General features: G+C 67.8%; 20 protein-coding genes. 11 read left to right on the top strand and 9 right to left on the bottom strand.

Going from position 1 to position 21,349, the window contains the following annotated elements; all coding sequences use genetic code 11:
• Positions 1–9: 9 nt before the first annotated feature.
• The gene (locus J7U46_RS21180) at positions 10–1,080 is read right to left on the bottom strand and encodes a right-handed parallel beta-helix repeat-containing protein (protein ID WP_282829211.1); all 1,071 of its coding nucleotides are present in this window, start codon (positions 1,078–1,080) and stop codon (positions 10–12) included.
• A 135-nt stretch (positions 1,081–1,215) separates the two neighbouring features.
• Here J7U46_RS21180 and J7U46_RS21175 point away from each other — a divergent pair, with 135 nt between their 5' ends.
• Complete coding sequence (locus tag J7U46_RS21175) at positions 1,216–2,295, top strand: alkene reductase (RefSeq protein WP_282829209.1); 1,080 nt, start codon at positions 1,216–1,218, stop codon at positions 2,293–2,295.
• On the opposite strand, the gene J7U46_RS21170 is transcribed toward J7U46_RS21175, so the two are convergent.
• Positions 2,271–2,876, bottom strand: a complete 606-nt coding sequence (locus J7U46_RS21170) for an MOSC domain-containing protein (RefSeq protein WP_282829208.1) — start codon at positions 2,874–2,876, stop codon at positions 2,271–2,273. The genes J7U46_RS21175 and J7U46_RS21170 overlap by 25 nt on opposite strands.
• On the bottom strand, positions 2,873–4,474 hold the full coding sequence (locus J7U46_RS21165) for an MCP four helix bundle domain-containing protein (protein ID WP_282829207.1): 1,602 nt from the start codon (positions 4,472–4,474) through the stop codon (positions 2,873–2,875). Before J7U46_RS21165 ends, J7U46_RS21170 begins: the two co-directional genes overlap by 4 nt.
• Before the next feature lie 377 nt (positions 4,475–4,851).
• Between J7U46_RS21165 and J7U46_RS21160 the strand changes: the two genes are divergently transcribed.
• On the top strand, positions 4,852–6,672 hold the full coding sequence (locus tag J7U46_RS21160) for a phosphoenolpyruvate carboxykinase (GTP) (protein WP_282829206.1): 1,821 nt from the start codon (positions 4,852–4,854) through the stop codon (positions 6,670–6,672).
• 65 nt (positions 6,673–6,737) lie between these two features.
• Here the strand turns inward: J7U46_RS21160 and J7U46_RS21155 are convergent, their stop codons facing one another.
• On the bottom strand, positions 6,738–6,977 hold the full coding sequence (locus J7U46_RS21155) for a hypothetical protein (protein WP_282829205.1): 240 nt from the start codon (positions 6,975–6,977) through the stop codon (positions 6,738–6,740).
• Positions 6,978–7,101: 124 nt separating this feature from the next.
• Between J7U46_RS21155 and J7U46_RS21150 the strand changes: the two genes are divergently transcribed.
• The 4 genes from J7U46_RS21150 (at position 7,102) to J7U46_RS21135 (ending at position 10,080) form a co-directional block, all read left to right on the top strand.
• Positions 7,102–8,052 (top strand): LysR family transcriptional regulator, encoded by a 951-nt coding sequence (locus J7U46_RS21150; RefSeq protein ID WP_282829204.1) that lies wholly within the window; start codon positions 7,102–7,104, stop codon positions 8,050–8,052.
• A complete protein-coding gene (locus J7U46_RS21145; RefSeq protein WP_282829203.1) occupies positions 8,049–8,786 on the top strand; it encodes a UPF0149 family protein in 738 nt (245 codons plus the stop codon). Before J7U46_RS21150 ends, J7U46_RS21145 begins: the two co-directional genes overlap by 4 nt.
• A 6-nt stretch (positions 8,787–8,792) precedes the next feature.
• Positions 8,793–9,587 carry a metallophosphoesterase gene (locus J7U46_RS21140; RefSeq protein WP_282829202.1) on the top strand — a complete coding sequence of 265 codons (795 nt, stop codon included), beginning with the start codon at positions 8,793–8,795 and terminating at the stop codon, positions 9,585–9,587.
• 70 nt (positions 9,588–9,657) lie between these two features.
• Entirely contained in the window at positions 9,658–10,080 is a 423-nt protein-coding gene (locus J7U46_RS21135) for a universal stress protein (RefSeq protein WP_282829201.1), read from the top strand.
• 39 nt (positions 10,081–10,119) lie between these two features.
• Here the strand turns inward: J7U46_RS21135 and J7U46_RS21130 are convergent, their stop codons facing one another.
• A complete protein-coding gene (locus tag J7U46_RS21130) occupies positions 10,120–10,335 on the bottom strand; it encodes a hypothetical protein (protein WP_282829200.1) in 216 nt (71 codons plus the stop codon).
• 257 nt (positions 10,336–10,592) lie between these two features.
• Here J7U46_RS21130 and J7U46_RS21125 point away from each other — a divergent pair, with 257 nt between their 5' ends.
• On the top strand, positions 10,593–10,760 hold the full coding sequence (locus J7U46_RS21125) for a hypothetical protein (protein WP_282829199.1): 168 nt from the start codon (positions 10,593–10,595) through the stop codon (positions 10,758–10,760).
• 13 nt (positions 10,761–10,773) lie between these two features.
• Here J7U46_RS21125 and J7U46_RS21120 read toward each other — a convergent pair whose 3' ends face one another.
• Positions 10,774–11,715, bottom strand: coding sequence for a LysR family transcriptional regulator ArgP (locus J7U46_RS21120; protein ID WP_282829198.1), 942 nt, complete (start codon positions 11,713–11,715; stop codon positions 10,774–10,776).
• Positions 11,716–11,851: 136 nt separating this feature from the next.
• Between J7U46_RS21120 and J7U46_RS21115 the strand changes: the two genes are divergently transcribed.
• From J7U46_RS21115 to J7U46_RS21105, 3 genes are all read left to right on the top strand, one after another.
• Positions 11,852–13,165, top strand: coding sequence for a D-amino acid dehydrogenase (locus J7U46_RS21115; RefSeq protein WP_282829197.1), 1,314 nt, complete (start codon positions 11,852–11,854; stop codon positions 13,163–13,165).
• 77 nt (positions 13,166–13,242) lie between these two features.
• Entirely contained in the window at positions 13,243–14,544 is a 1,302-nt protein-coding gene (locus tag J7U46_RS21110) for an Hsp70 family protein (RefSeq protein WP_282829196.1), read from the top strand.
• Positions 14,545–14,618: 74 nt separating this feature from the next.
• Positions 14,619–17,054: a prolyl oligopeptidase family serine peptidase gene (locus J7U46_RS21105; protein WP_282829195.1), complete on the top strand. Its 2,436-nt coding sequence runs from the start codon at positions 14,619–14,621 to the stop codon at positions 17,052–17,054.
• Between the two features lie 3 nt (positions 17,055–17,057).
• Here J7U46_RS21105 and J7U46_RS21100 read toward each other — a convergent pair whose 3' ends face one another.
• The 3 genes from J7U46_RS21100 to J7U46_RS21090 form a co-directional block, all read right to left on the bottom strand.
• Positions 17,058–17,828, bottom strand: coding sequence for a YecA family protein (locus J7U46_RS21100; protein WP_282829194.1), 771 nt, complete (start codon positions 17,826–17,828; stop codon positions 17,058–17,060).
• 193 nt (positions 17,829–18,021) lie between these two features.
• Positions 18,022–18,729: a queuosine precursor transporter gene (locus J7U46_RS21095; protein ID WP_282829193.1), complete on the bottom strand. Its 708-nt coding sequence runs from the start codon at positions 18,727–18,729 to the stop codon at positions 18,022–18,024.
• Between the two features lie 37 nt (positions 18,730–18,766).
• Positions 18,767–19,696: a LysR family transcriptional regulator gene (locus J7U46_RS21090; protein ID WP_282829192.1), complete on the bottom strand. Its 930-nt coding sequence runs from the start codon at positions 19,694–19,696 to the stop codon at positions 18,767–18,769.
• Positions 19,697–19,786: 90 nt separating this feature from the next.
• On the opposite strand from J7U46_RS21090, the gene J7U46_RS21085 reads away from it, so the two are divergent.
• Positions 19,787–21,301, top strand: coding sequence for a CoA-acylating methylmalonate-semialdehyde dehydrogenase (locus tag J7U46_RS21085; RefSeq protein ID WP_282829191.1), 1,515 nt, complete (start codon positions 19,787–19,789; stop codon positions 21,299–21,301).
• Positions 21,302–21,349: the final 48 nt, after the last annotated feature.

Raw genomic sequence — 21,349 nt, 5'->3', positions numbered from 1 at the left:
TGTCGCCGCTCAGGGGTTTTGCAGGGCGCCGACGCGGCGGGCCGGGCCAGCGAGGCGGCGCAGGCCGCGTGGGTCGCCAACCTGGTGCGTAGGCATCAGCTCCGGTGGCAGAGGCGCGGGTGGCAGGAGGGTTTGCGGGCCCTCAAGCGGGATCTGCTGGTTGCCGGCGGCCTGCCAGTCGGTCTCGTCGCGCCAGGGGCGGCGGCCGAGCAGGAGGTTGTTGTAGGCCCGCACCTGGGTCTGCCCACCAGCGGCGACGCGCACCGGTGTGCCGCCCAGCCGGTCTATCCAGCTGTTGTGCGCGAGGTCCAGTTCGTTGCGTGGCCAGCCATAGCCTTCCGTGCCGTAGGAGAGCATCAGCGGGTTCTCGCTCTCGCGGCCTTGCTCGATCAGGTTGCCGATCACGCGCACCCGGCCGCCGTTCGGGAACTCGAGCTCATAGCTCGCGCGGCTGCTCACGAAGCGGTTGTATTCGACGCGGCTGAGCGCCGCCCGGCTCTTCAGCAGATGGCCATGGGCGCCGTCGTGGAAATGGCAGCCCCGGACTTCCAGGTGGGCGATGCGGCCCGTGTAAAGCAAATGGGTGAAGCCTTCGGCCCCGCGCGGCCGGCTGAACTCGCAGTCTTCGACGATGAGGCGCGCGCTGCCCTCGTTGCTGGTGATCAGCCCCATCTCGCAATCGCTGAAGCTGCAGTCGCGCAGGGTCAGCGTCCCGCTCTCGAAGCGGATGCCGGCGCCGTTGCGGTCCGACACGGTGGCGCCGCTGAAATCGAAGCCCTCGATCTCCACGCCCCGGCCGTTGACGACGAAGAGGCCCTTGCCCTCGGCCTGCGCCCCTTCGGCGATCAGGCGGACCCGGCCACCGACGGCCCGCAGCCGCAGGCCGTCGCGGCGCCAGCTGGCGACGTCGGAGCGGTACTCGCCCGCAGCCACTTCGATCAGCCAGCCCTCGCGGGCCAGGCGCGCGGCCTCGGCCAAGGTGCGCACCTTCTCGTTGGGCCCGACGCGCAGGTCGGGCTTGGCGGCGAGCGCAGGCAGGGCCAGGGCGCCCAGACCGGCGAGCAGGTGACGACGGTCCATAGCAGCATTGCCGCCTGCGTGCTGCGGCTGCGGCGGAGGCATTACTGGATTTGCGGCTGTCGCCGACGAGGCTGCAGCCTCGGCCTGCCGCCGGTACGCTGCCTGCATTCCTTTGCTGAAGCCCTTCATCGCACCATGCCCAGTCTTTTCGACCCCGTCCAGATCGGTGATCTGCAACTCGCCAACCGCATTGTGATGGCGCCCTTGACCCGCAGCCGCTCGCGCGGCCTGCTGCCGGGGCAGCTCGCCGTCGAGTACTACCGCCAGCGCGCCAGCGCCGGCCTGATCATCAGCGAAGGCACGCAAGTCGTACCCGAAGGTCAGGGCTACCTGGACACGCCCGGCATCCACACGCCGGAGCAGATCGCCGCCTGGAAGCAGGTGACCGATGCGGTCCATGCCGAAGGCGGCAAGATCGCCGTGCAGCTCTGGCATGTGGGCCGCATCTCGCATGAGAGCTTCCAGCCGGGGCGCGCGGCGCCGGTGTCGTCCACCAGCAAGCCGGCCCAAGGCAAGACCTTCACGGCCGAGGGCTTCGTGCCGGTGTCGGCGCCGCGCGCGCTGGCCACGGAAGAGATCCCCGGCGTGATTCAGGCCTTTGTCCATGCGGCGCGCTGCGCGATGGAGGCGGGCTTCGACGCGGTCGAGGTCCACGGCGCCAACGGCTACCTGATCGACCAGTTCCTGCGCGACAGCGTCAACGACCGGACCGACCAGTACGGCGGTTCCATCGAGAACCGCGCCCGCCTGCTGGTGGAACTGATGACGGCCATTGCCGCCGCCATTGGCCCGGGCCGCACCGGGCTGCGCCTGTCGCCGGTGACGCCGGTCAACGATGCCGGCCAGGACAGCGATGCGCAAGCCCTGTTCAACCATGTGGCCGAGCAGCTGGCGCCCTTGAAGCTGGCCTTCATCCACATCATCGAGGGCATGACCGGCGGCGCACGCGACGTGGCCCCGTTCGACTACCAGGCGATGCGCCGGCGCTTTGGCGGTGCCTGGATCGCCAACAACGGCTACACGCGCGAGATGGCCTTGCAGGCCGTGGCTGAAGGGCAGGCCGATGCGATCGCCTTCGGCCGTGACTTCATCTCCAACCCCGACCTGGTGCGCCGCCTGCGCCTGAACGCGCCGCTGCAGCCGCTGGACCGCGCCACGCTCTACGGCGGCGACGCGGCTGGCTACACCGACTATCCGAACCTGGCAGCGGCCTGAGTTGAGCGCCCGGTCCGTGCCTTGAACAGCTCGACTATGCCCACCTCGCGAGGGCCGGCGATCAGTTCGAAGGCCTGGCCGGCCGCCATCGTCCCGGGCTGTGCCACGGCCAGGTAGAAGCCGCACCAGGCGCTTTGCGTCATCAGCTTGGCGGCCTGGTTGAAGCCCATCACCGCATTGAACTTGAAGCAGGGATAGCGCGGCTCGCTGACGATCAGCTCGCAGTCGGGGAAGACGAGGCGATCGCCGATCCAGACCTCGCTCTCCCGCAGGCTGGAGAGCGTCAGGTTCTCGCCCAGGCTGCCCCAAGGCAAGATCTGACCCCAGTCGGCCGCGCCGGCCTGGGCGCGCACCGTCTGCCAGAAGCTGTAGTGCTCGCTGGCGTAGGCGTAGAGGGCCTTGGCCGGCCCGCCGTGTACCGTGGGATCGGCCTGCTCGTCGCCCTCCAGGCCCAGCATGCCAACCGCCACAGCACCTTCGCGGCCGCGCTTGCGGATGCCACTCAGCACCTCGCCCTGCGGCGTGGCGAGCGGCTCGGCTCGGGCGGTGTTGAGGCTGATCAGCTGGCGGCTTGCGGTCATTGCTGGTTCTGTTGTTGCTGTTGCAGTTCGGTGATGTCGATGGCGGTAGCCAGGGCGCAGGGCTCGCCCTGGTAGTCGATCAGGTCGCCGCTGATCAGTAGGCGGCGCTGGCTGCCGTCGCGACCGCGCAGCTGGATCTGCATGTTGCGCACCCGGCCCTCGGTCCGGATCGCGCCGTAGAGGCGGTTGCGGTCGGCCTCGACCATGCCCACGCCCAGGTCGCCAGGCCGCCGGCCCAGCAGCTCGGCCCGCGAATAGCCGTAGTGGCGGCACAGCTGCTCGTTGATCTCCAGCAGCGTGCCGTCGGCCAGGCGCACCAGGGCGGCCGACACCGCAGAGGCGTTGAACAGCAGCTGGAACAGCGCGCGCTCCTGCTGCGACTTCTGCAGGCTGTCGCGCAGCGTCTGCTCGCGGTCCAGGTTGTCGAGGGCGAAGGACACGTCACCGGCCATCTCGTCCAGCAGGGCCAGCATGGCCTCGTCGAAGAAATCGAGTTCGCCGGCCAGCAGGCTCAGTGCGCCCACCACCTCGCCCTGGCGGCGCAAGGGAAAGGCGGCCATGGCTTCGACGCCGGGCGGGATCACGCTGTTGCCGTCGGTGAGTCGCCCATCGGCAATGGCACGATTGCTGACCGCATGCAGGCCAGTGTTGATGGCGATGCTGCTCAAGGCGGCCTGCGCATGCGGTGCGACCGCGTTCCAGCGCTTGGGCGCGCCCGGCATCAGGCGCTCGATGGGGCCAAAGCAGGCGGCCCGCTCGAACTGGTCGCCGTCGATCTTCAGCACCACCTTGGCCAGCTTGGCATGCCCGGTCTCCACGCAGATGCGGCACAGCGCCTCGAACAGCTGCTGGGCCGACTCCGGATTGCGCACGATCAGTTGGTTGGTCTGCGACAGCGCCATGTAGAAGCGCTGGAGCCGCGCCTGGCTGGCCTCGGCCGCGCCTTGCTCCTCCTGATGGCTTTGCAGCACCGACCAGGTCAGCAGCAGGCCGAGGCCGGTGGTGAGCGCCACCATCAGCGTGACCCACAGGACCGCGTGGCGGAAAGAGGCCTCGCTGTCCTCAGCCTCGCGCCGACCGATCTGCAGCTGCACGTCGCTGAGCTCGCCGAGCGTGGCCAGCAGCGCCTCGGCATCGGCCCGCAGCTCGGAGCTGAAGGCGGGCGTCAGGCTGTCGGTGCGGCCCTGCTGCAAGAGCAGGCGCAGCCGGGCAATGGCCGCATGGCTGCGCTGCAGCTCGGGCTCGGCACGCTGGATCAGGCGCTTCTCGGCGTCGACCAGGTAGGTCTGCAGATAGTCGTTCCAGCTGCGGCGGGCGGCTTGTTCGCTCTTGTCCAGTTGCTGACGGGCCAGCGGCAGCGACAGCCGGCCATCGCGCAGCTGGCCAACGATGGCGGGCACCTCGGTATTGAAGGTCAGCGCCACCCGGCGCAGCTGTTCCAGCGGCAGCAGCCGGTCCTTGTAGAGCGAGTCGACGCTCATGGACACGCTGCGCAGCTGCGAGAGCGTGAGCACGCCCATGCCGGCCATCAGCAGCAGGACCAGCCCGGTCAGCACCAGCAGGCGCCGACGCAGCTTCGATGGCTTGACGCGTGTCATGGTTGAAGAGCGGGGCTTCGTGATTTCCGAACGATTGTGTCCCGATCCCGAGCCGGGTTCGAGCTTCGCACAGCCCAGGCGGTGGCACGCATGAACTTATTCCGGAATTGCATGACCCCGGGGGTGAGGGAGGTTACGGCATGGTTACATTGCGCCGACAATCGAGTCGTCCCGGCCGCACCAGGCCTGACATGGGGGTCGCGCCACCGAGGCGACCCGGTTCTTCACAGCTGTTGCCTGTCCCGACCTTGTAACCCTTGGGCGATGAGACGAGCGGCATTGGGCCAGCCCCGGCCCAGCCTTCGCCCCCCGGGCGGAGCGCCTGCCGAGGTTGACCCAATCCTGCTTTTTAATCTTGAAATTGGATGGGTACGACCATGAACCAACCCGTGATGGAAGGCTTGCGCCTGAACGCACCGGCATACCTCAAGCACCAGCGCCTGCTGGCCTGGGTGGCCGAAATCGCCGCGCTGACCGAGGCGCGCGACGTCTACTGGTGTGACGGCAGCCAGGCTGAGTACGAGCGGCTGTGCGCCAAGCTCGTCGAAGCCGGCACCTTCAAGAAGCTCAACCCGCAACTCCGCCCCGGCAGCTTCCTGGCCTGCTCCGAGAAGAAGGAAGACGCCGGCCCGACCAACAACTGGATGGCCCCGGCCGAGATGCGCCAGCTGCTGCAGACCGGTGACACGGCCTTGTTCCGCGGCTCCATGCGCGGCCGCACGCTCTACGTCGTGCCCTTCAGCATGGGTCCGCTGGGCTCGCCGATCGCGCAGATCGGCGTCGAGCTCTCCGACAGCCCCTATGTGGCCGTGAACATGCGCATCATGACCCGCATGGGCCGCGCCGTGATCGAGCTGCTCGGCGAAGACGGCAACTTCGTGCCCTGCGTCCACACCGTCGGCGCGCCCCTGCAGGCCGGCCAGAAGGACGTGGCCTGGCCCTGTAACGCCACCAAGTACATCGTCCACTACCCCGAGACCCGCGAGATCTGGTCCTACGGTTCGGGCTACGGCGGCAATGCGCTGCTCGGCAAGAAGTGCATGGCCCTGCGCATCGCTTCCACGATGGGGCGTGACGAAGGCTGGCTGGCCGAGCACATGCTGATCCTGGCCGTCACCTCGCCGGCCGGCAAGAAGTACCACGTGGCCGCCGCCTTCCCCAGCGCCTGCGGCAAGACCAATTTCGCCATGCTGATCGCGCCCCAGGCCTTCGCCGGCTGGAAGGTCACGACGATTGGCGACGACATCGCCTGGATCAAGCCGGGCGCCGATGGCCGCCTGCGCGCCATCAACCCGGAAGCCGGCTACTTCGGCGTGGCCCCGGGCACGAACTCGCTGACCAATGCCAACTGCATGGCCAGCCTCGGCAAGGACGTGATCTTCACCAACGTCGCGCTGACCGATGACGGCGACGTCTGGTGGGAAGGCATGACCGACACCCCGCCAGCCCATTTGACCGACTGGCAAGGCAAGGACTGGACCCCGGCGATTGCCAAGGAAACCGGTGCCAAGGCCTCGCACCCGAACGCCCGCTTCACCGTGGCCGCCACCAACAACCCGGCGCTCGATGCCGAATGGGACAACCCGGCCGGTGTGGCCCTCGATGCCTTCATCTTCGGTGGCCGCCGCTCCACCACGGTGCCCCTGGTGACCGAGGCGCGTGACTGGGTCGAAGGCGTCTACATGGCCGCGACCATGGGCTCCGAAACCACCGCTGCGGCCGCCGGCCAGCAGGGCGTGGTGCGCCGCGACCCCTTCGCCATGCTGCCGTTCATGGGCTACAACATGGCCGACTACTTCCAGCACTGGCTGGACCTGGGTGCCAAGCTTGAAGCCACCGGTGCCACGCTGCCCAAGATCTTCTGCGTCAACTGGTTCCGCAAGGGCCCGGACGGCAAGTTCGTCTGGCCCGGCTACGGCGAGAACATGCGCGTACTGAAGTGGATGCTGGACCGCGTCGAAGGCCAGGGCCATGGCGAGGAGCATGTGTTCGGTGTCACGCCGAACTACGAGGACATCAACTGGCAAGGCCTGAACTTCAGCCGCGAGCAGTTCGACCAGGTCACCAGCATCGACAAGGCCGCCTGGCTGGCCGAGCTGGGGCTGCATGAAGAGCTGTTCAAGCAACTCGCCCAGGGCCTGCCTGCCGCGCTGCCGGCGACCAAGGCCAAGATCGAAGAGCGGCTGAGCGCGGCCTGAGTTTTCTCGAGTCTGCAAAGCAGAAAGCGCCCCGTGGGGCGCTTTCTTCATGGCGAGGCAAAAACTCAGGCCTTGCGGGCGTGCGCGGCGCGCAGCTCGGCAGCGAACGAGGGCATGCTGCTCTCGTACTGGGCGGCCAGGGCCAGCAGTTCGCGCTCGGCGCGGACGGCGGCGGCAGCTTCCAGGCGGGCCTGGATCGAGGCCAGCAGGCGCAGCCAGATGCGGGCGCCGATCGAGGCGAACGAGCCGCCATGGGCGATTTGGCGACCGAGCGGCAGACCGTAAGTTTGGGTGGCAATGCTCATGGCGGGTTCCTTCAGAGACAGACTCTCGTGGAGTCGATGGGTGTATTTTGGGTAAACCCTAGGAATGCGTCCAATGAATGTTTCGGATCTAAGATATTCGCAAATCTGATTTCGAGGCTGGATCGTGAACTTCCGCACACTGGACCTGAATCTGCTGCGTGTTTTCGACGCCGTGATGGCCGAACGCAACCTTACCCGGGCCGCCGAACGCCTGGCCATGACCCAACCGGCGGTCAGCCATGCGATCAAGCGGCTGCGGGAGTCGATGGGCGAGGAGCTGTTCAGCCGCCAGGCCTTCGGCATGAAGCCCAGCCCGCGCGCCGAGGCCCTGTGGCCCGAGGTGCGCGAGGCGCTGGGCCGGCTGCAGCAGCTACTGGACCCGGGCGAGTTCGACCCGCAGCAGCAGACCTCGACCTTTCGCATGGCCATGGCCGACGCCACCGCCGCCCTGGTGCTGCCGCCGCTGGTGCGCCAGCTGGAGGCGGCCGGCGCCCTGGCCCAGGTCCATGTGCTGCCCTTGACCACGCGCGACCCGCGAGCGCTGTTGGAGCAGGGCGATGCCGACATGGCGCTGGGCTTCTTCCCGAATGCCGTGGCGGCGCTGCAGGCCCAGGGCCACGCCGCCGCCATCCGCCAGCACCGGCTCTACGACAGCGAATATGTCTGCGTGATGCGCCGCGACCATCCGCTCGCCGCCCAGCCCTTGACGCTCGACGCCTACTGCACGGCCCGGCACTTGCTGGTGAGCTTCTCGGGCCGGCCTCATGGCTTTGTGGATGAGGCGCTGGCAGCCCTGCACCGCAGCCGCCGCATCGAGCTGACGGTCAACCAGTTCTTCACCGCCGGCCGCATCGTGGCCCAGTCGGACCTGCTGACCGTCTTGCCGGCTTCCTTCGTCGAGGCCACCGGCTACCGCCATCAGCTGACCGAGCGGCGCCTGCCCATGCCGCTGACGCCGGTCCATGTGGACCTGCTCTGGCATCTGCGCAATGAGGCCCGCAGCGAGCAGCGCTGGATGCGCGGACAAGTCGTGGCTGCCTGCAAGGCCGCCGAAGCGGCGACAATCGCGGCATGAGCACCCATGCCACCGACCTGACCGACGCCGAGTTCGCCGAACTCGACGAATTGCTGGCCTCCACGCCGGAACCGCTGCAAGCGCTGGACGCCTCCATGCTGGATGGCTACCTCTGCGGCGTGCTGGTGCAGCCGCGGCTGATTCCGGTCGACGAATGGCTGCCCAATATCTTCGACTACGACGGCGGCCTGCTGCCCGAGGACGTGGACCCAACCTGGCTGTCGCGTGTTCGCGAGCTGGTGGAGCGCCGCCATGGCGCGCTGAACCGCCAGCTGGTCGAAGACGGCTGGTTCGATCCGGTCGTGCTGGACCTCGATGAGAGTGAAGCGCCCGACCCCGAAGAAGACGCCGAGGTCGCCGCGATGAGCCCGATCTCGCGCACCCTGCTGCCCTGGGTGGCCGGCTTCCAGCATGCGCAGCTGTGCTTCCCGGAACTGTCCGACCTGCCTGACGACGCCGTGATGGCCGCGCTGGCCCGTCTGTACCGCCACCTGCCGGCCGAGACCGACGAAGAGAAGGAAATCATCGCCACGCTGGACCGCGAGCATCCGCTCAAGGACCTGGACGACGCCATCGAAGAGATGGTGGTGACGGTGGCCGACCTCTGCGACCTCACCGAGGCCGAGCGCTATCGCGTGGAGACCATCCAGCGCGAAGGCCCCAAGGTCGGCCGCAACGACCCCTGCCCCTGCGGCTCGGGCCGCAAGTACAAGCAGTGCCACGGCAGCAACTGAGGCGCTGTGCGGCTGCAGTTGCTTTCTGACCTTCATCTTGAAACCGAAGCCTTCGACGCCGAACCGGCGCCGGGGGCCGAGTTCCTGGTGTTGGCCGGTGACGTGGACAGCGGCTGGGCCGGGTTGAGGCATTTTCGCGACTGGCCGGTGCCCGTGCTTTTCGTGCCGGGCAACCATGAGTACGACCGGCGCGACATCGACGAGGCCCGGCAGGGCTTGCAGGCGCTGGCCGACGAGCTTGGCTTCCTGATGCTGGACGCCAGCAGCCTGGTGCTGGCCGATGACGAGGGCCGCAAGGTCCGATTCGTTGGCAGCACGCGCTGGAGCGACTTCGACCTGTTCGGTGAACGCGAGCGCGACCGCGCCTTGCGGGCCGCCGGCTATTTCCAGCGCGTGATGGCTGCCACCCGGCAGGGCCAGCCCTTCGACGCCGCCGCCGTGCGCGAGGAGGGCCTGCGCTGCCGCGCCTGGTTGGAGTCAGCACTGGCCGAGCCCGAAGCCGGGCCGGACTGGGAGGCCACCGTGGTCGTTACGCATTTCGCGCCCAGCCTGCGCAGCTGCGATCCACGCTATGGCCGCCAGCCGGGCACAGCCAGCTTCTGCAACAACGATGAAGCGCTGCTGCCCCGGGCGCGACTCTGGCTGCATGGGCATCTGCATTGCCGGCATGACTACCGCTTCGCGCACGCAGCCGGCAGCACGCGCGTGGTCTGCAACGCTCGAGGCCATCGCCGCAAAGGTGAGGCCGACGGCTGGCAAGGCACACGGCTGATCGAGGTTTTTGATCGGCCGGCGCTCTGAATCTGCTTGAACGCAATGGCCGGGCGGCCTGCCGCTGTCAGACTGAACAACCGCAACCTGGGAGAAGCTGATGAAGATCCTGTTGGCTGTCGATGGCAGCGACTACAGCAAGCGCATGCTGGCCTATGTGGCCGCTCATGATGAATGGCTGGGGCCCTCGCAGCAGTACACGCTGATTCATGTCGTACCTGCTGTGCCGCCGCGCGCAGCCAGCCTGCTCGGCAAGGAGACGCTCAAGAGCTACTACGAGGACGAGGCCGAGAAGGTCTTCAAGCCGGTGCGGGCCTTCTTTGCCAGGCAGAAGCTCGAGGCCAGTTTCGTCGCCAAGGTGGGTGTGGCCGCCGATGCCGTGTCAGCCCTGGCCGACAAGGGCGGCTTTGACCTGCTGATGATGGGTTCGCATGGCCACGGCACGGTGGCCAATCTGGTGCTGGGTTCGGTGGCCACCAAGGTGATGGCGAATTGCCGGGTGCCGGTTTTGCTGGTGCGCTGAATCGCGTATCGCGTATCGGACCTTGGGCTGAGACCGGGCTCAGGCTCGCGGGCGGGACAGCCAGGCGAGCGGCGATTCGCTGTCGGCACCGGCGCGCTCCGACTCCAGCTCGTAGCTGGAGCTGCGCCGCTGACCGGCCTCTTCTCCCTCGAGGCTGGCCTCCATGCCGAACGCGGTGCCCAGGTCCGCCGGATCATGCTCGATGACCGGTGCGGGAGTCTTGCGGAAGAAACGGAGGCTGGGTGCGAATCTCATGACGAACCTCGTCGGCTGCTGGAACGGAGTGTGCGCGCTCTGCGCCCTGGAGAAACCCCCAAACTGAGTGTCAAAGCGTGCGCAGTTGGGAAAAACGCACGCCCGCACAAACGGAAACACAAGGACACAAGGGGCGTAACACGTCGGCGCTCTACTTCGTGTCCTTGCCCCGCGCCAGGCCGCTGCTCCACAAGGCTTGCGATCTCCCACTTTTGGAGGCTGGGCCTCAGGCGTTGCGCCACCTAAAGTGCTGAATCATGAATCCGCGATTGCTCGTCTGGCTGTCCCGCACCATCGTCACGGCGGTGGTCCTGTCCGTCATGTGGTTGTCTCACTCGACGACTCAGCTGCTGGAAACCGGCAAACCCATGCTGATGGCTCAAGCACAGGCGGCCGCCGCGGCGGCTTCGGCGCCCCTGCGCTGAGCCTGCCCGCCGTTCATCCCGACTGGCGCTTGCCCAGCGCGCTGCGCGCACCGGCGGCCAGGGCGGCGCCGATCTGATCCAGCAGGGCCACCCGGCCCGGCGCGCCCAGGGCCTGGGCTTCCAGCTTCCATTGGTGCCAGTACAAGGCCACGTCCACGCTGGTCTCGGGCTGCAAGGCCACCAGGGCGCCGCTCTTGATCAAGGGCCGCACCAGCAATTCGCTGGTCACGCCTATGCCCCATCCCAGGCAGACGGCCCGCGTGTAGGCCTCGCTGGAGGGCACGAAGCGCTCGCGCAGCCGGGGCTTGCGCACGCCCAGGGCCTTGCTGACCCAGAGCGCCTGCGCGTCATCCTTGCGGTTGAAGACCAGGAAGGGCTGGTGCGCGAAGTTGCCGGCATTCAGCTCGCCGCCCAGGTGCTGCTTGACGAAGTCCGGGCTGGCCACGGCCACGTAGCGCATCACCCCCAAGGGCTGCACCACGCAGCCGCGCAAGGCCTGCTTGACCGTGCTGACGCAGCCCAGCACCTCGCCCTGGCGCAGCCAGTCGTGCGTGAAGTCCTGGTCGTCGACCACCAGTTCCAGGCCGAAGCCCTCTTGTAGACCGCGCTGTACCAGCGGGTCCAGCGCCGGCAGCACCCAGGTGGCCAGGCTGTCGGCATTGACCGCGATGGCGATGCGCTCATGGACGGCCGCCCGCTCCCCGAGTTCCCGCAGCACGTCGCTGCGCAGCGCATGCAGCTGGCGGGCATAGCGCAAGAGGACCTTGCCGCCCTCGGTCAGCCGCAGCGGGCGTGAGCGCACCACCAGCAGCTGGCCGACCTGGGCCTCCAGGCTGCGCAGTCGCTGCGACACCGCGCTCTGCGTGATCGAGAGTCGTTCCGCGGCGCGCTCGAAGCTGCGCTCGTCCGCCAGCGCGGCCAGGCAGTCAAGTCCGGCGGAATCCAGGTCTTTCATAAGTGACACTAATGTACCGGCACAAATATGAATCGTGCTTCTTGTTTGGCGGGCGCCTGCAGACAATCCGCCGTCCTCGCCGGCTTGCAGCCTGCCGTGCGCGGGACTAAAAGATCACCGGGCCGCAGGAGTCATCATGAAGATCATCGTTCTCGGCGCCGGCATCATCGGCATCAGCACCGCCTGGTATCTGCTGGAACAGGGCCACGAGGTGGTGGTGGTGGACCGCCAGGACGACGCGGCCCTGGAAACCAGCTTCGCCAATGGCGCCCAGATCTCGGTCAGCTTCTGCGAACCCTGGGCCAATGCCGGCGCGCCGTTCAAGGTGGCCAAGTGGCTGCTGCGCGACGACTCACCGCTGCTGTTCCGCCCGCGCATGGACCCGGCGCAGTGGCGCTGGGGCCTCTCCTTCCTGACGCAATGCACCACGTCCGCTTTCGAGCGCAATGTCGAGAGCCTGGTGCAGCTGGGCCGCTACAGCCATGAATCGCTGAAGGCCCTGGTGGCCCAGACCGGCATCGAGTACGAGCGCCTGGAGCGCGGCATCCTGCATTTCTTCTCCAGCCAGGCCGACTTCGAGGCCGGCGTGGCCGCCTGCGAAATCATGCGCCGCCATGGCGTGGACCGCCGGGTGCTGAACCACGACGAGGTCCTCAAGGTCGAGCCGGCGCTGGCGGCTTTTGGCGGCCAGGTCTTCGGCGGCACCTTCACCCCGAGCGATGAGTCGGGCGACGCCCGCGTGTTCACTCAGAAGCTGGCGCGCCTGTGCGCCGAGCGCGGTGCCACCTTCCTCTACGGCCACGATGTGAACGCCCTTCAGCAAAGCGGCGGCAAGATCGAGTCGGTGCAGATCACGTCGCGCCAGACCGGCCTGACGCAGCAGCTCAAGGGCGATGCCTTCGTCACCGCCATGGCCAGCTACACGCCGGCCTTGCTGAAGCCGCTGGGCGAATACCTGGCGATCTATCCGGCCAAGGGCTACTCGGCCACGCTGAAGCTGAAGAAGCCCGAGCAGGCCAGCGTGGTCAGCCTGCTGGATGACACCCGCAAGATTGCGATCTCGCGCCTCGGCGACACCATCCGCATCGCCGGCACGGCCGAACTCTCAGGCTTCGACCTCAACCTCGACAGCCCCACGGCCAAGGTGCGCTGCGATGCCCTGGTGAACCGCTACGAAGAGCTGTTCCCCGGCGTGGCCGACCTGTCCGAGCGCAACTACTGGACCGGCCTGCGCCCCAGCACGCCGACCAACATCCCCTACATCGGCAAGAGCAAGAAGGCGTCCAACCTCTGGATCAATGCCGGCCACGGCACGCTCGGTTGGACCCACGGCGCCGGCTCCGGCCACGCGCTGGCCGAGCTGATGGCTGGCCGCCGCCCGGACATGGATTTCGGCTTCTACGGTGACGTGATGCCGGCCAAGCCCATCCGGAGCATGGCCCACGCCTGAGGCCGCGAGACCGGTCTGAAGCGGGGCAAAAACGGGCGCGGGCCTACAATCCGCGCCCCTCGTTCCTTTGGCCCGCCATGAGCAGTTCCCCGTCCTTCTGTGCCATCGACTTCGGCACCTCCAACTCGGCCGTGGCCATCCCCGGCGCGGAGGGTATGCGCCTGGTCGAACTGGAGACGGGCCACAAGACCATGCCGACGGCCGTGTTCTATTACGCCGAAGGCCGGCATGACGCCGACGGCCCGCCGCGCGCCTTCGGCCGCGCCGCCGTGGCGGCCTATGTGGAGGGCACCGACGGGCGCCTGATGCGCTCGATGAAGAGCATCCTCGGCTCCGGCCTGATCGACCAGACCACCGACGTCGGCGGCGGCCGAGGCGCCAAGTACATCGACATCCTCTCCGGCTACCTGAAGCGCCTGCGCAACCGCGCGCTGGCCGATGGCGCAGTGGGGCCGCTCAACAAGCTGGTGCTGGGCCGGCCGGTGTTCTTCGTCGATGGCGAGCCGGCACGCGATGCGCAGGCGCAGGCCTCGCTGGAAGCGGCAGCCCATGCCGTGGGCTTTGACGAAGTGCATTTCCAGTTCGAGCCGATTGCGGCGGCCTTCGACTACGAGAGCCAGATCGACCGCGAGCGCATCGTGCTGGTGGCCGACATCGGCGGCGGCACCTCCGACTTCTCGGTCGTGCGCGTGGGTCCCGAGCGCATGCAGCGCCTGGACCGCCGTGACGACATCCTGGCCAACCACGGCGTGCACATCGCCGGCACCGACTTCGACCGCCACATCGAGCTGGCCAGCATCCTGCGCGAGTTCGGCTATCGCAGCTTCGGCCCGCCGCGCGCCGACGGCGCCAGGCTGGAGGTGCCCAGCGGCATCTACTTCGACCTGGCCACCTGGCATTTGATCAACACCGTCTACAGCCCGCAGCGCGTGGCCGAGCTGCGCAGCATGCGCACGTTCTATGCCGACCCGCGCCACCACCAGCGCCTGATGACGGTGCTGGAAGATCGCCTGGGCCATGAGCTCGCGGGCCGGGCCGAAGGGGCCAAGATCGCGGTCTCGGGTGGCGGTTCGGCCGCCATCGACCTCAGCGTGGTCGAGAGGGGTCTGGCCACCGAGCTGAGCGAGGCCACGGCCGTCGAGGCGCTCGATGCCGACCTCGGCCGCATCGTGGCTGCCGGCCGCGAGACCGTGGCCCAGGCAGGTCTCAAGCCCGAGCAGATCGACGCGCTTTATTTCACCGGCGGCTCGACCGGCCTGCGCCTCTTGGCCGAGCGGATCGCGGCCGAGTTCCCGGCCGCCGAGGCCGTGCGTGGCGATCGCTTCGCCTCCGTCGCCACCGGCCTGGGTCTGCACGCCGCACGCCTGTTCACCCGCTGAGCCCTCCGGCACGCGCGCCGCAGCGGCGGCTCTGCTAGATTGCCCGCTTTTCGACTTCACGAGAGACGAGCGCGATGAGCAGCAGTAGCAGCAAGCGTTGGGCGATCACGGCCCTGGCCCTGGCGGCCGCATTGACGGTGGGTGGCGGCGCCTTCGCCGCCGAACCCCAGATCTCTCAGGTCTACCAGCAGCCTTCGGCCGAGATCCGCGCCGTGCTGGATGCCAAGGGCCTGCCCAGCCATACGATCTCGCCGGATCAGAAGCTGCTTGCCAGCGTCGAGATGAAGCGCAACCGCAGCATCGCCGAGCTGGCCCGCCCCATCCTGCGCCTCGCGGGCAAGCGCATCGACGCCGCCGCCAGCAGCCCGCAGCTGACCGCCAACATCGAGGCCATCACCCTGCGTGAACTGGCCAACCCCGAGGCCGCCGAGCGCGTGGTGCAGCTGCCGGCCGGCGGCACCTATTCGGCGCTGCGCTGGTCGCCCGACAGCAAGCATTTCCTCTTGAACCGCCGCACGGCCAACGCCACGGAGCTGTGGGTCGGCGATGTGGCCACGGCCAAGATCCACCAGGTCAAGGGCATCAAGCTCAACACCATCCTCGAGGCCGACGTTGCCTGGCTGAATGCCGATGAAATCGTCGTGCTGTCCGTGCCGGACAAGCGCGGCCCGCTGCCGCAGTTCGAGGCCCCGACGGGCCCAGCCATCCAGGAATCGATGGGCCGCATCTCGCCCGAGCGCACGCTGCAGGACCTCTTGAAGAACAGCCAGGACGAGGCGCTGTTCACCCACGTGGGCACCTCGGCGCTGCGCCGCGTCAAGCTCAGCACCGGCGCCTCGCGCGAGATCGGCACGCCGGGTGTCTATGCCAGCCTGCAGGTCATCGGCAACGGCAACCTGATCACCGAGCGCCTGGTCGCGCCCTACAGCTACCAGGTCACCTGGAACGACTTTGCCCGCCAGGTCGAGCTGCGCGATGCCAACGGCAAGCTCTTGCGCGACCTCGGCCAGATCAAGCTGAAGGAAAGCGTGCCGGTCGAAGGCGTGATCACCGGCCCGCGCAACTTCTGGACCTCGCCGCAGGCGGATGGCGCCGTCTACTGGGTCGAGGCCCTGGACGGTGGCGACCAGAAGAACAAGGCCCCGTTCCGCGACCGCCTGATGAAGCTGGAAGCGCCCTACCAGGGCGAGGCCAAGGAAGTGCACCGCACGGTGGGCCGCCTCTCGGGCCTGAACTTCGTCGAGGGTGGCAACCGTGCCATCATCGGCGACGTGGATCGCGAGCGCCGCTGGATCGCGGCCGACCTCGTCAGCCTGGATGGCAGCGCCAAGCCGCAGCGCCTGCAGGACCGCGACATGCGCGACCGCTACCGCGACCCCGGCCAGCCGCTGACCCGCATGCTGGCCAATGGCCGCAGCATCGTGCGAGTGGATGGCGGCGACAAGCTGATCTTCGTCGGCCAGGGCGCCAGCAAGGACGGCGACCTGCCCTTTATCGACAGCTACAGCCTGAAGGAAGGCCAGGCCACGCGCCTGTTCCGCTCGGGCACGACGCATTACGAGCGCCCGATCACGCTGCTGGCCGATGGCCGCGTGCTGACCAGCCGCGAATCCTTTGCCGAGCCGCCCAACCTGGTGCTGCGCAGCGGCGCCGGCCTGGCGCAGATGCAGGCCCTGACCAAGTCGGCCGACCCCACGCCGCAGCTGCGCAGCATCAAGCGTGAGCTGATCAAGTACAAGCGCGCCGATGGTGTCGAGCTGTCGTTCTGGCTCTACCTGCCGCCCGACTACAAGGCCGGCGAGCGCCGCCCGACGTTTGTGTGGGCCTATCCGCTGGAGTTCTCCGACGCCTCCACGGCCGGCCAGGTCAGCGGCTCGACCAACCGCTTCACGACCATCGCCGGCGCCAGCCCGCTGATGCTGACGCTGGACGGCTATGTGGTGCTGATGGACGCGACCATGCCCATCGTCGGGGACCCCAAGACGGTGAACGACAGCTTCGTCGAGCAGATCACGGCCAACGCGAAGGCCATCATCGACAAGGCGGCCGAGTTGGGTGTCAGCGATCCCAAGCAGATGGTGGTGGGCGGTCACAGCTATGGCGCCTTCATGACGGCCAACCTGCTGGCGCACACCGACCTGTTCAAGGCCGGCATTGCCCGCAGCGGCGCTTACAACCGCACGCTGACGCCGTTCGGCTTCCAGAGCGAGCGCCGCACCTACTGGGAGGCGCAGGACGTCTACCTGAAGCTGTCGCCGTTCAACTACGCGGACAAGCTGAAGGAGCCCATCCTGCTGATCCACGGCGAGAGCGACGACAACCCCGGCACCTTCCCGATCCAGAGCGCGCGCCTGTACCAGGCCCTGGCTGGCACCGGCGGCAATGTGCGCTACGTGGTGCTGCCGCATGAGTCGCACGGCTACTCGGCCCGCGAATCGCTGGGCCACACGCTGCGCGAGATGAGCGACTGGATGAAGCGCCAGACCTCGGACCCGCGTGCCTCGAAGTAAGTCCTAGAAGCGCCCGCGTGACGGCGGGCCCTTTCTCGGCGGCGGCCTGCGGGCCGCCGTTTTCATTGGTGTGCCTTCCTTCTGCGGGCGGGCCACGTCGGCCAGCAACATGGTGGCGACCACCAGGCTTTCGACCGCTGCTTCCAGGTCCACTGGTGGCTCCATGGACTCGATCTCCTCGAGCAGCTCGTCGGCATCCTCGAGGTCTTCCGGATCCAGGTGCAGGTAGAGCATGGCCAGCGGCTCAAGCAGCTCGGCCGCGTCCTGCTTCATCAGGCCCGGGAACAACTCGGTGGCCAGCGCGAAGCCGGCCACCCAGGGCATCAGGGTTTCGGACAGCTCGGCCTCGTCATCCAGCTCGAACACCCAGGGGTCGAACCACTGTCGCTGCGAGATGGCCTGGTTCAGCTCCTTGTGGCGGCGCAGGATCAGGCCCTTCGCCGGGGCGAGATCCAGGCCCGGCGGCAGCGGCCGGCCTTCACTGTCGAAGATGGCGGGCATCCATTGCGCATCGGGCACGGCCTTTGGCTGCAAGAGCACGCCGCAGAGGTAGCCATCCAGCATGCTGATGTCCAGTGGCTCCAGCGGTGCGGGCAGCTTGTCCAGCAGCGACTGCAGGCGCTCCATCTCGGCCTCGCTCAGCGCCTTGGCGGCGGCCGGGGCCGGCGGCTTGGCGGCTTGGCGCGCCTGGGTGTGACCACCGGCGTGACCGCCGGGGTGACTACCTTTGTGACCGCTTTTGTGACTTCTGGCAGGGGGCTTCGGTGCGTTCATTCACGGATTGTCACGCGAATGTCCCCGCTTTCCGCCCCAGGTTCCCACCTCTTGGGGATGGCCCTCCAGGGAGGCCGGTTCTACAGTCTCGGCCATGCGGTGTGAATGGTGCACCGCGCCCGTCCCAACGACGTCCTTTTCTGAAGGACTTGAAGCCCGCCCGGTTCGCCGGCCGGGCCTTTTTTTTGTTGGCTCAGACCTTGAGGCTGAAGGGGTTGAAGTTGGTCTCGCGGTCGTAGAAGTCCTCGTTCTCGACCCGCTTCAAAAAGCCGACGACCTTGTAGGTGATGGGCGTCATCGCCGCCTCCCAGGCCGTCTTGAACAGGTACTGGGTGATGGTCACGGCGATCAGCTGCTCTTGCGGCCAGATGCCCCAGAAGGCGATCACGAAGAAGAAGCTGGTGTCGACGAACTGGCCGACGATGGTCGAGCCAATGGTGCGCGCCCACAGATGCCGGCCTTGCGTGAGCAGCTTCATCTTGGCCATCACGAAGCTGTTGGCAAAGCTGCCGCAGCAAAAGGCGATCATCGAGCCGGCCACGATGCGCCAGGTGTTGCCGAACACGCCCTCCACGTGCTTCTGATACACGTTCATGAATTCGTTCTGGGCGGGCGGCAGGTTCACCACCACATAGGCCATGAAGGCCGCGAACAGCAGGGCGCCGAAGCCGGCCCAGACCACGCGGCGGTCGCGGCCGTAGCCGTAGACCTCGGTCAGGATGTCGCCAAAGATGTAGGACAGCGGGAAGAACATCAGGTCTGCGCCGAAGGTGACCTGCCCGAGCAGCGGCAGGTTCAGCGTCGCCGCCTTGGCCGCACCGATCAGGTTGGAGCACAGGAGCACGCAGACGAAGGCGGCCATGATCAGGTCGTAGTACTTGTAGCTGCGCGGCTGGGTCATGGGAGTCCTTGATGAATGCGGCGAGTCTATTGATGGCTCAGAAACCTGCACTCAGGTGTTGCCGCAGGTGCTCGATCAGGAGCTTGAGCGGCCGCGGCGGGCTGCTGCTCCAGGCATGGATGGCGTAGATCGCGTCGCCGAAGAAGCCGACCGGCTTCCAGTCCGACAAGACCTCGACCAGGGCGCCGCTGCGCAGGGCCGGGCCGGCGCTGAAGTCGGGCAGCAGGGCGAGGCCGAGGCCGGCCAGGGCCGCGTCGCGCAGGATCTCGCTGTTGCCGGCCCGCAAGGGGCCTTGCACGGGGATGCGCAGCCGCTGGCCGCGTTTCTCGAACAACCATTGCGCAGGCCCGGGCCGCAGATAGGGCAGGCAGGCATGGCCGGCCAGCTCCTCCGGATGGCGCGGCTCACCATGGGCCGCCAGGTAGGACGGGGCGGCGAGCAGCAAGGCGCGTGAGCTGCAGAGCTTGACCGCCACCTGCGAATCCGGCGGGCTGCTGGTGTGGCGCACCGCCAGGTCGAAGCCCTCCTGCGCCAGCGGCACCAGGCGGTCGCTGAGGTCCAGCTCGATGCGAATCTCCGGGTAGCGCTGGAAGAAGCTGGCCAAGAGCGGCGCCACATGCTGGCGGCCGAGGGCCACTGGCGCCGTCACGCGCAGAAGGCCGCGCGGCTGGCCCACGGCGTCGCGCGTGGCGCCGAGGCTTTGCGTGATGTGGGCGAAGCTGGCCTCGGTCTGCTCGACCAGCTCGCGCCCCGCTTCGGAAAGCCGCACCGAGCGCGTCGTCCGGTGCACCAGTTGCTGCCCGAGTGCCTTCTCCAGTTCGGCAATGCGCTGGCTCACCGCCGCCTTGGAGAGCCCGAGCCGCTGCGCCGCCTTGGTGAAGCTGCCCAGCTGCGCGATCACGGTCAGGGCATGCATCTGGCCCCACAGCAGTTCATGCCGGAGCTCGCTGGGTTTTGTCGTGGCCATTGTTCATATTAACGAACAATCAAATCGACAGAAGCGGATTGGCAGACAGGGCGCCGCTTCCTAGACTTGCCTGCATTGCCAGGAGAGACCATGACCGCCCCCTTCACCCGCAGCGCTGACGTCACCCACTTCATCAACGGTGCCCTCGTGCCCGCCAGCTCGGGCCGCAGCCAGGCGGTCTACAACCCGACCACGGGCGCCGTGGCGCGCCAACTGCAGCTGGCCAGCCAGGAAGACGTGAACCAGGCTGTCGCTTCGGCCAAGGCCGCCTTCCCTGCTTGGGCCGACGCGCCGCCGCTGCGCCGGGCGCGCGTGATGTTCAAGTTCCTGGAGTTGCTGAACCGGCACCGCGACGACATCGCCGCCATGATCACGGCCGAGCACGGCAAGGTCTTCACCGACGCCCAAGGCGAGGTCACGCGCGGCATCGACATCGTCGAGTTCGCCTGCGGCGTGCCCCAGCTCCTGAAGGGCGACTACACCGAGCAGGTGTCCACCGGCATCGACAACTGGACCATGCGCCAGCCCCTGGGCGTGGTGGCCGGCATCACGCCGTTCAACTTCCCCTTCATGGTGCCGATGTGGATGGCGCCGCTGGCCATCGCCACCGGCAACTGCTTCATCCTGAAGCCGAGCGAGCGCGACCCGTCACCCAGTCTCTTCATCGCCGAGCTGCTGAAGCAGGCCGGCCTGCCGGACGGCGTGTTCAACGTGGTCCAGGGCGACAAGCTCGCGGTCGACGGGCTCTTGAACCATCCGGACGTCAAGGCCCTGTCCTTCGTCGGCTCGACGCCGATTGCCCAGTACATCTACGAAACCGGCGCCAGGAACGGCAAGCGGGTGCAGGCCCTGGGCGGCGCCAAGAACCACATGGTGGTGATGCCCGATGCCGACATCGACCAGGCGGTCGACGCCCTGATCGGCGCCGCCTACGGCTCGGCCGGCGAGCGCTGCATGGCGATCTCGGTGGCCGTGCTGGTCGGCGACGTGGCCGACAAGATCATCCCCAAGCTGGCCGAGCGCGCCCGCACGCTGAAGATCAAGAACGGCATGGAGCTCGATGCCGAGATGGGCCCCATCGTCACGCGCGAGGCGCGCGACCGCATCGAGAACTACATCGCCATTGGGGTCGAGGAGGGCGCGAGCCTGGTGGTCGATGGCCGCGGCCACAAGGTCGAGAGCCTCCCGGACGGCTTCTTCACCGGCGGCACGCTGTTCGACCATGTGAAGCCCTCCATGCGCATCTACAAGGAAGAGATCTTCGGCCCGGTGCTGGCCTGCGTGCGCGCCCATGACTTCGCCGAGGCTGTGCAGCTGGTCAACGACCACGAGTACGGCAACGGCGTCGCCTGCTTCACCAGCGACGGCAATGTGGCGCGCGAGTTCGCCCGGCGCATCCAGGTCGGCATGGTGGGCATCAACGTGCCCATCCCCGTGCCCATGGCCTGGCATGGCTTTGGCGGCTGGAAGCGCAGTCTGTTCGGCGACACCCATGCCTATGGCGAGGAGGGCGTGCGCTTCTACACCAAGCAAAAGAGCGTGATGCAGCGCTGGCCGGCCAGCATTGGCAAGGGCGCCGAGTTCGTGATGCCGACGAGTCGCTGAAGACCAACAGCCCCGGTTCTGCGGGGCTTGCGGGGCGCGGTACTTCCG

Source organism: Pelomonas sp. V22 (assembly GCF_030014915.1).
Classification (GTDB): Bacteria; Pseudomonadota; Gammaproteobacteria; order Burkholderiales; family Burkholderiaceae_C; genus JAUASW01.
This window is presented reverse-complemented; position numbering and strand designations above follow the sequence as displayed.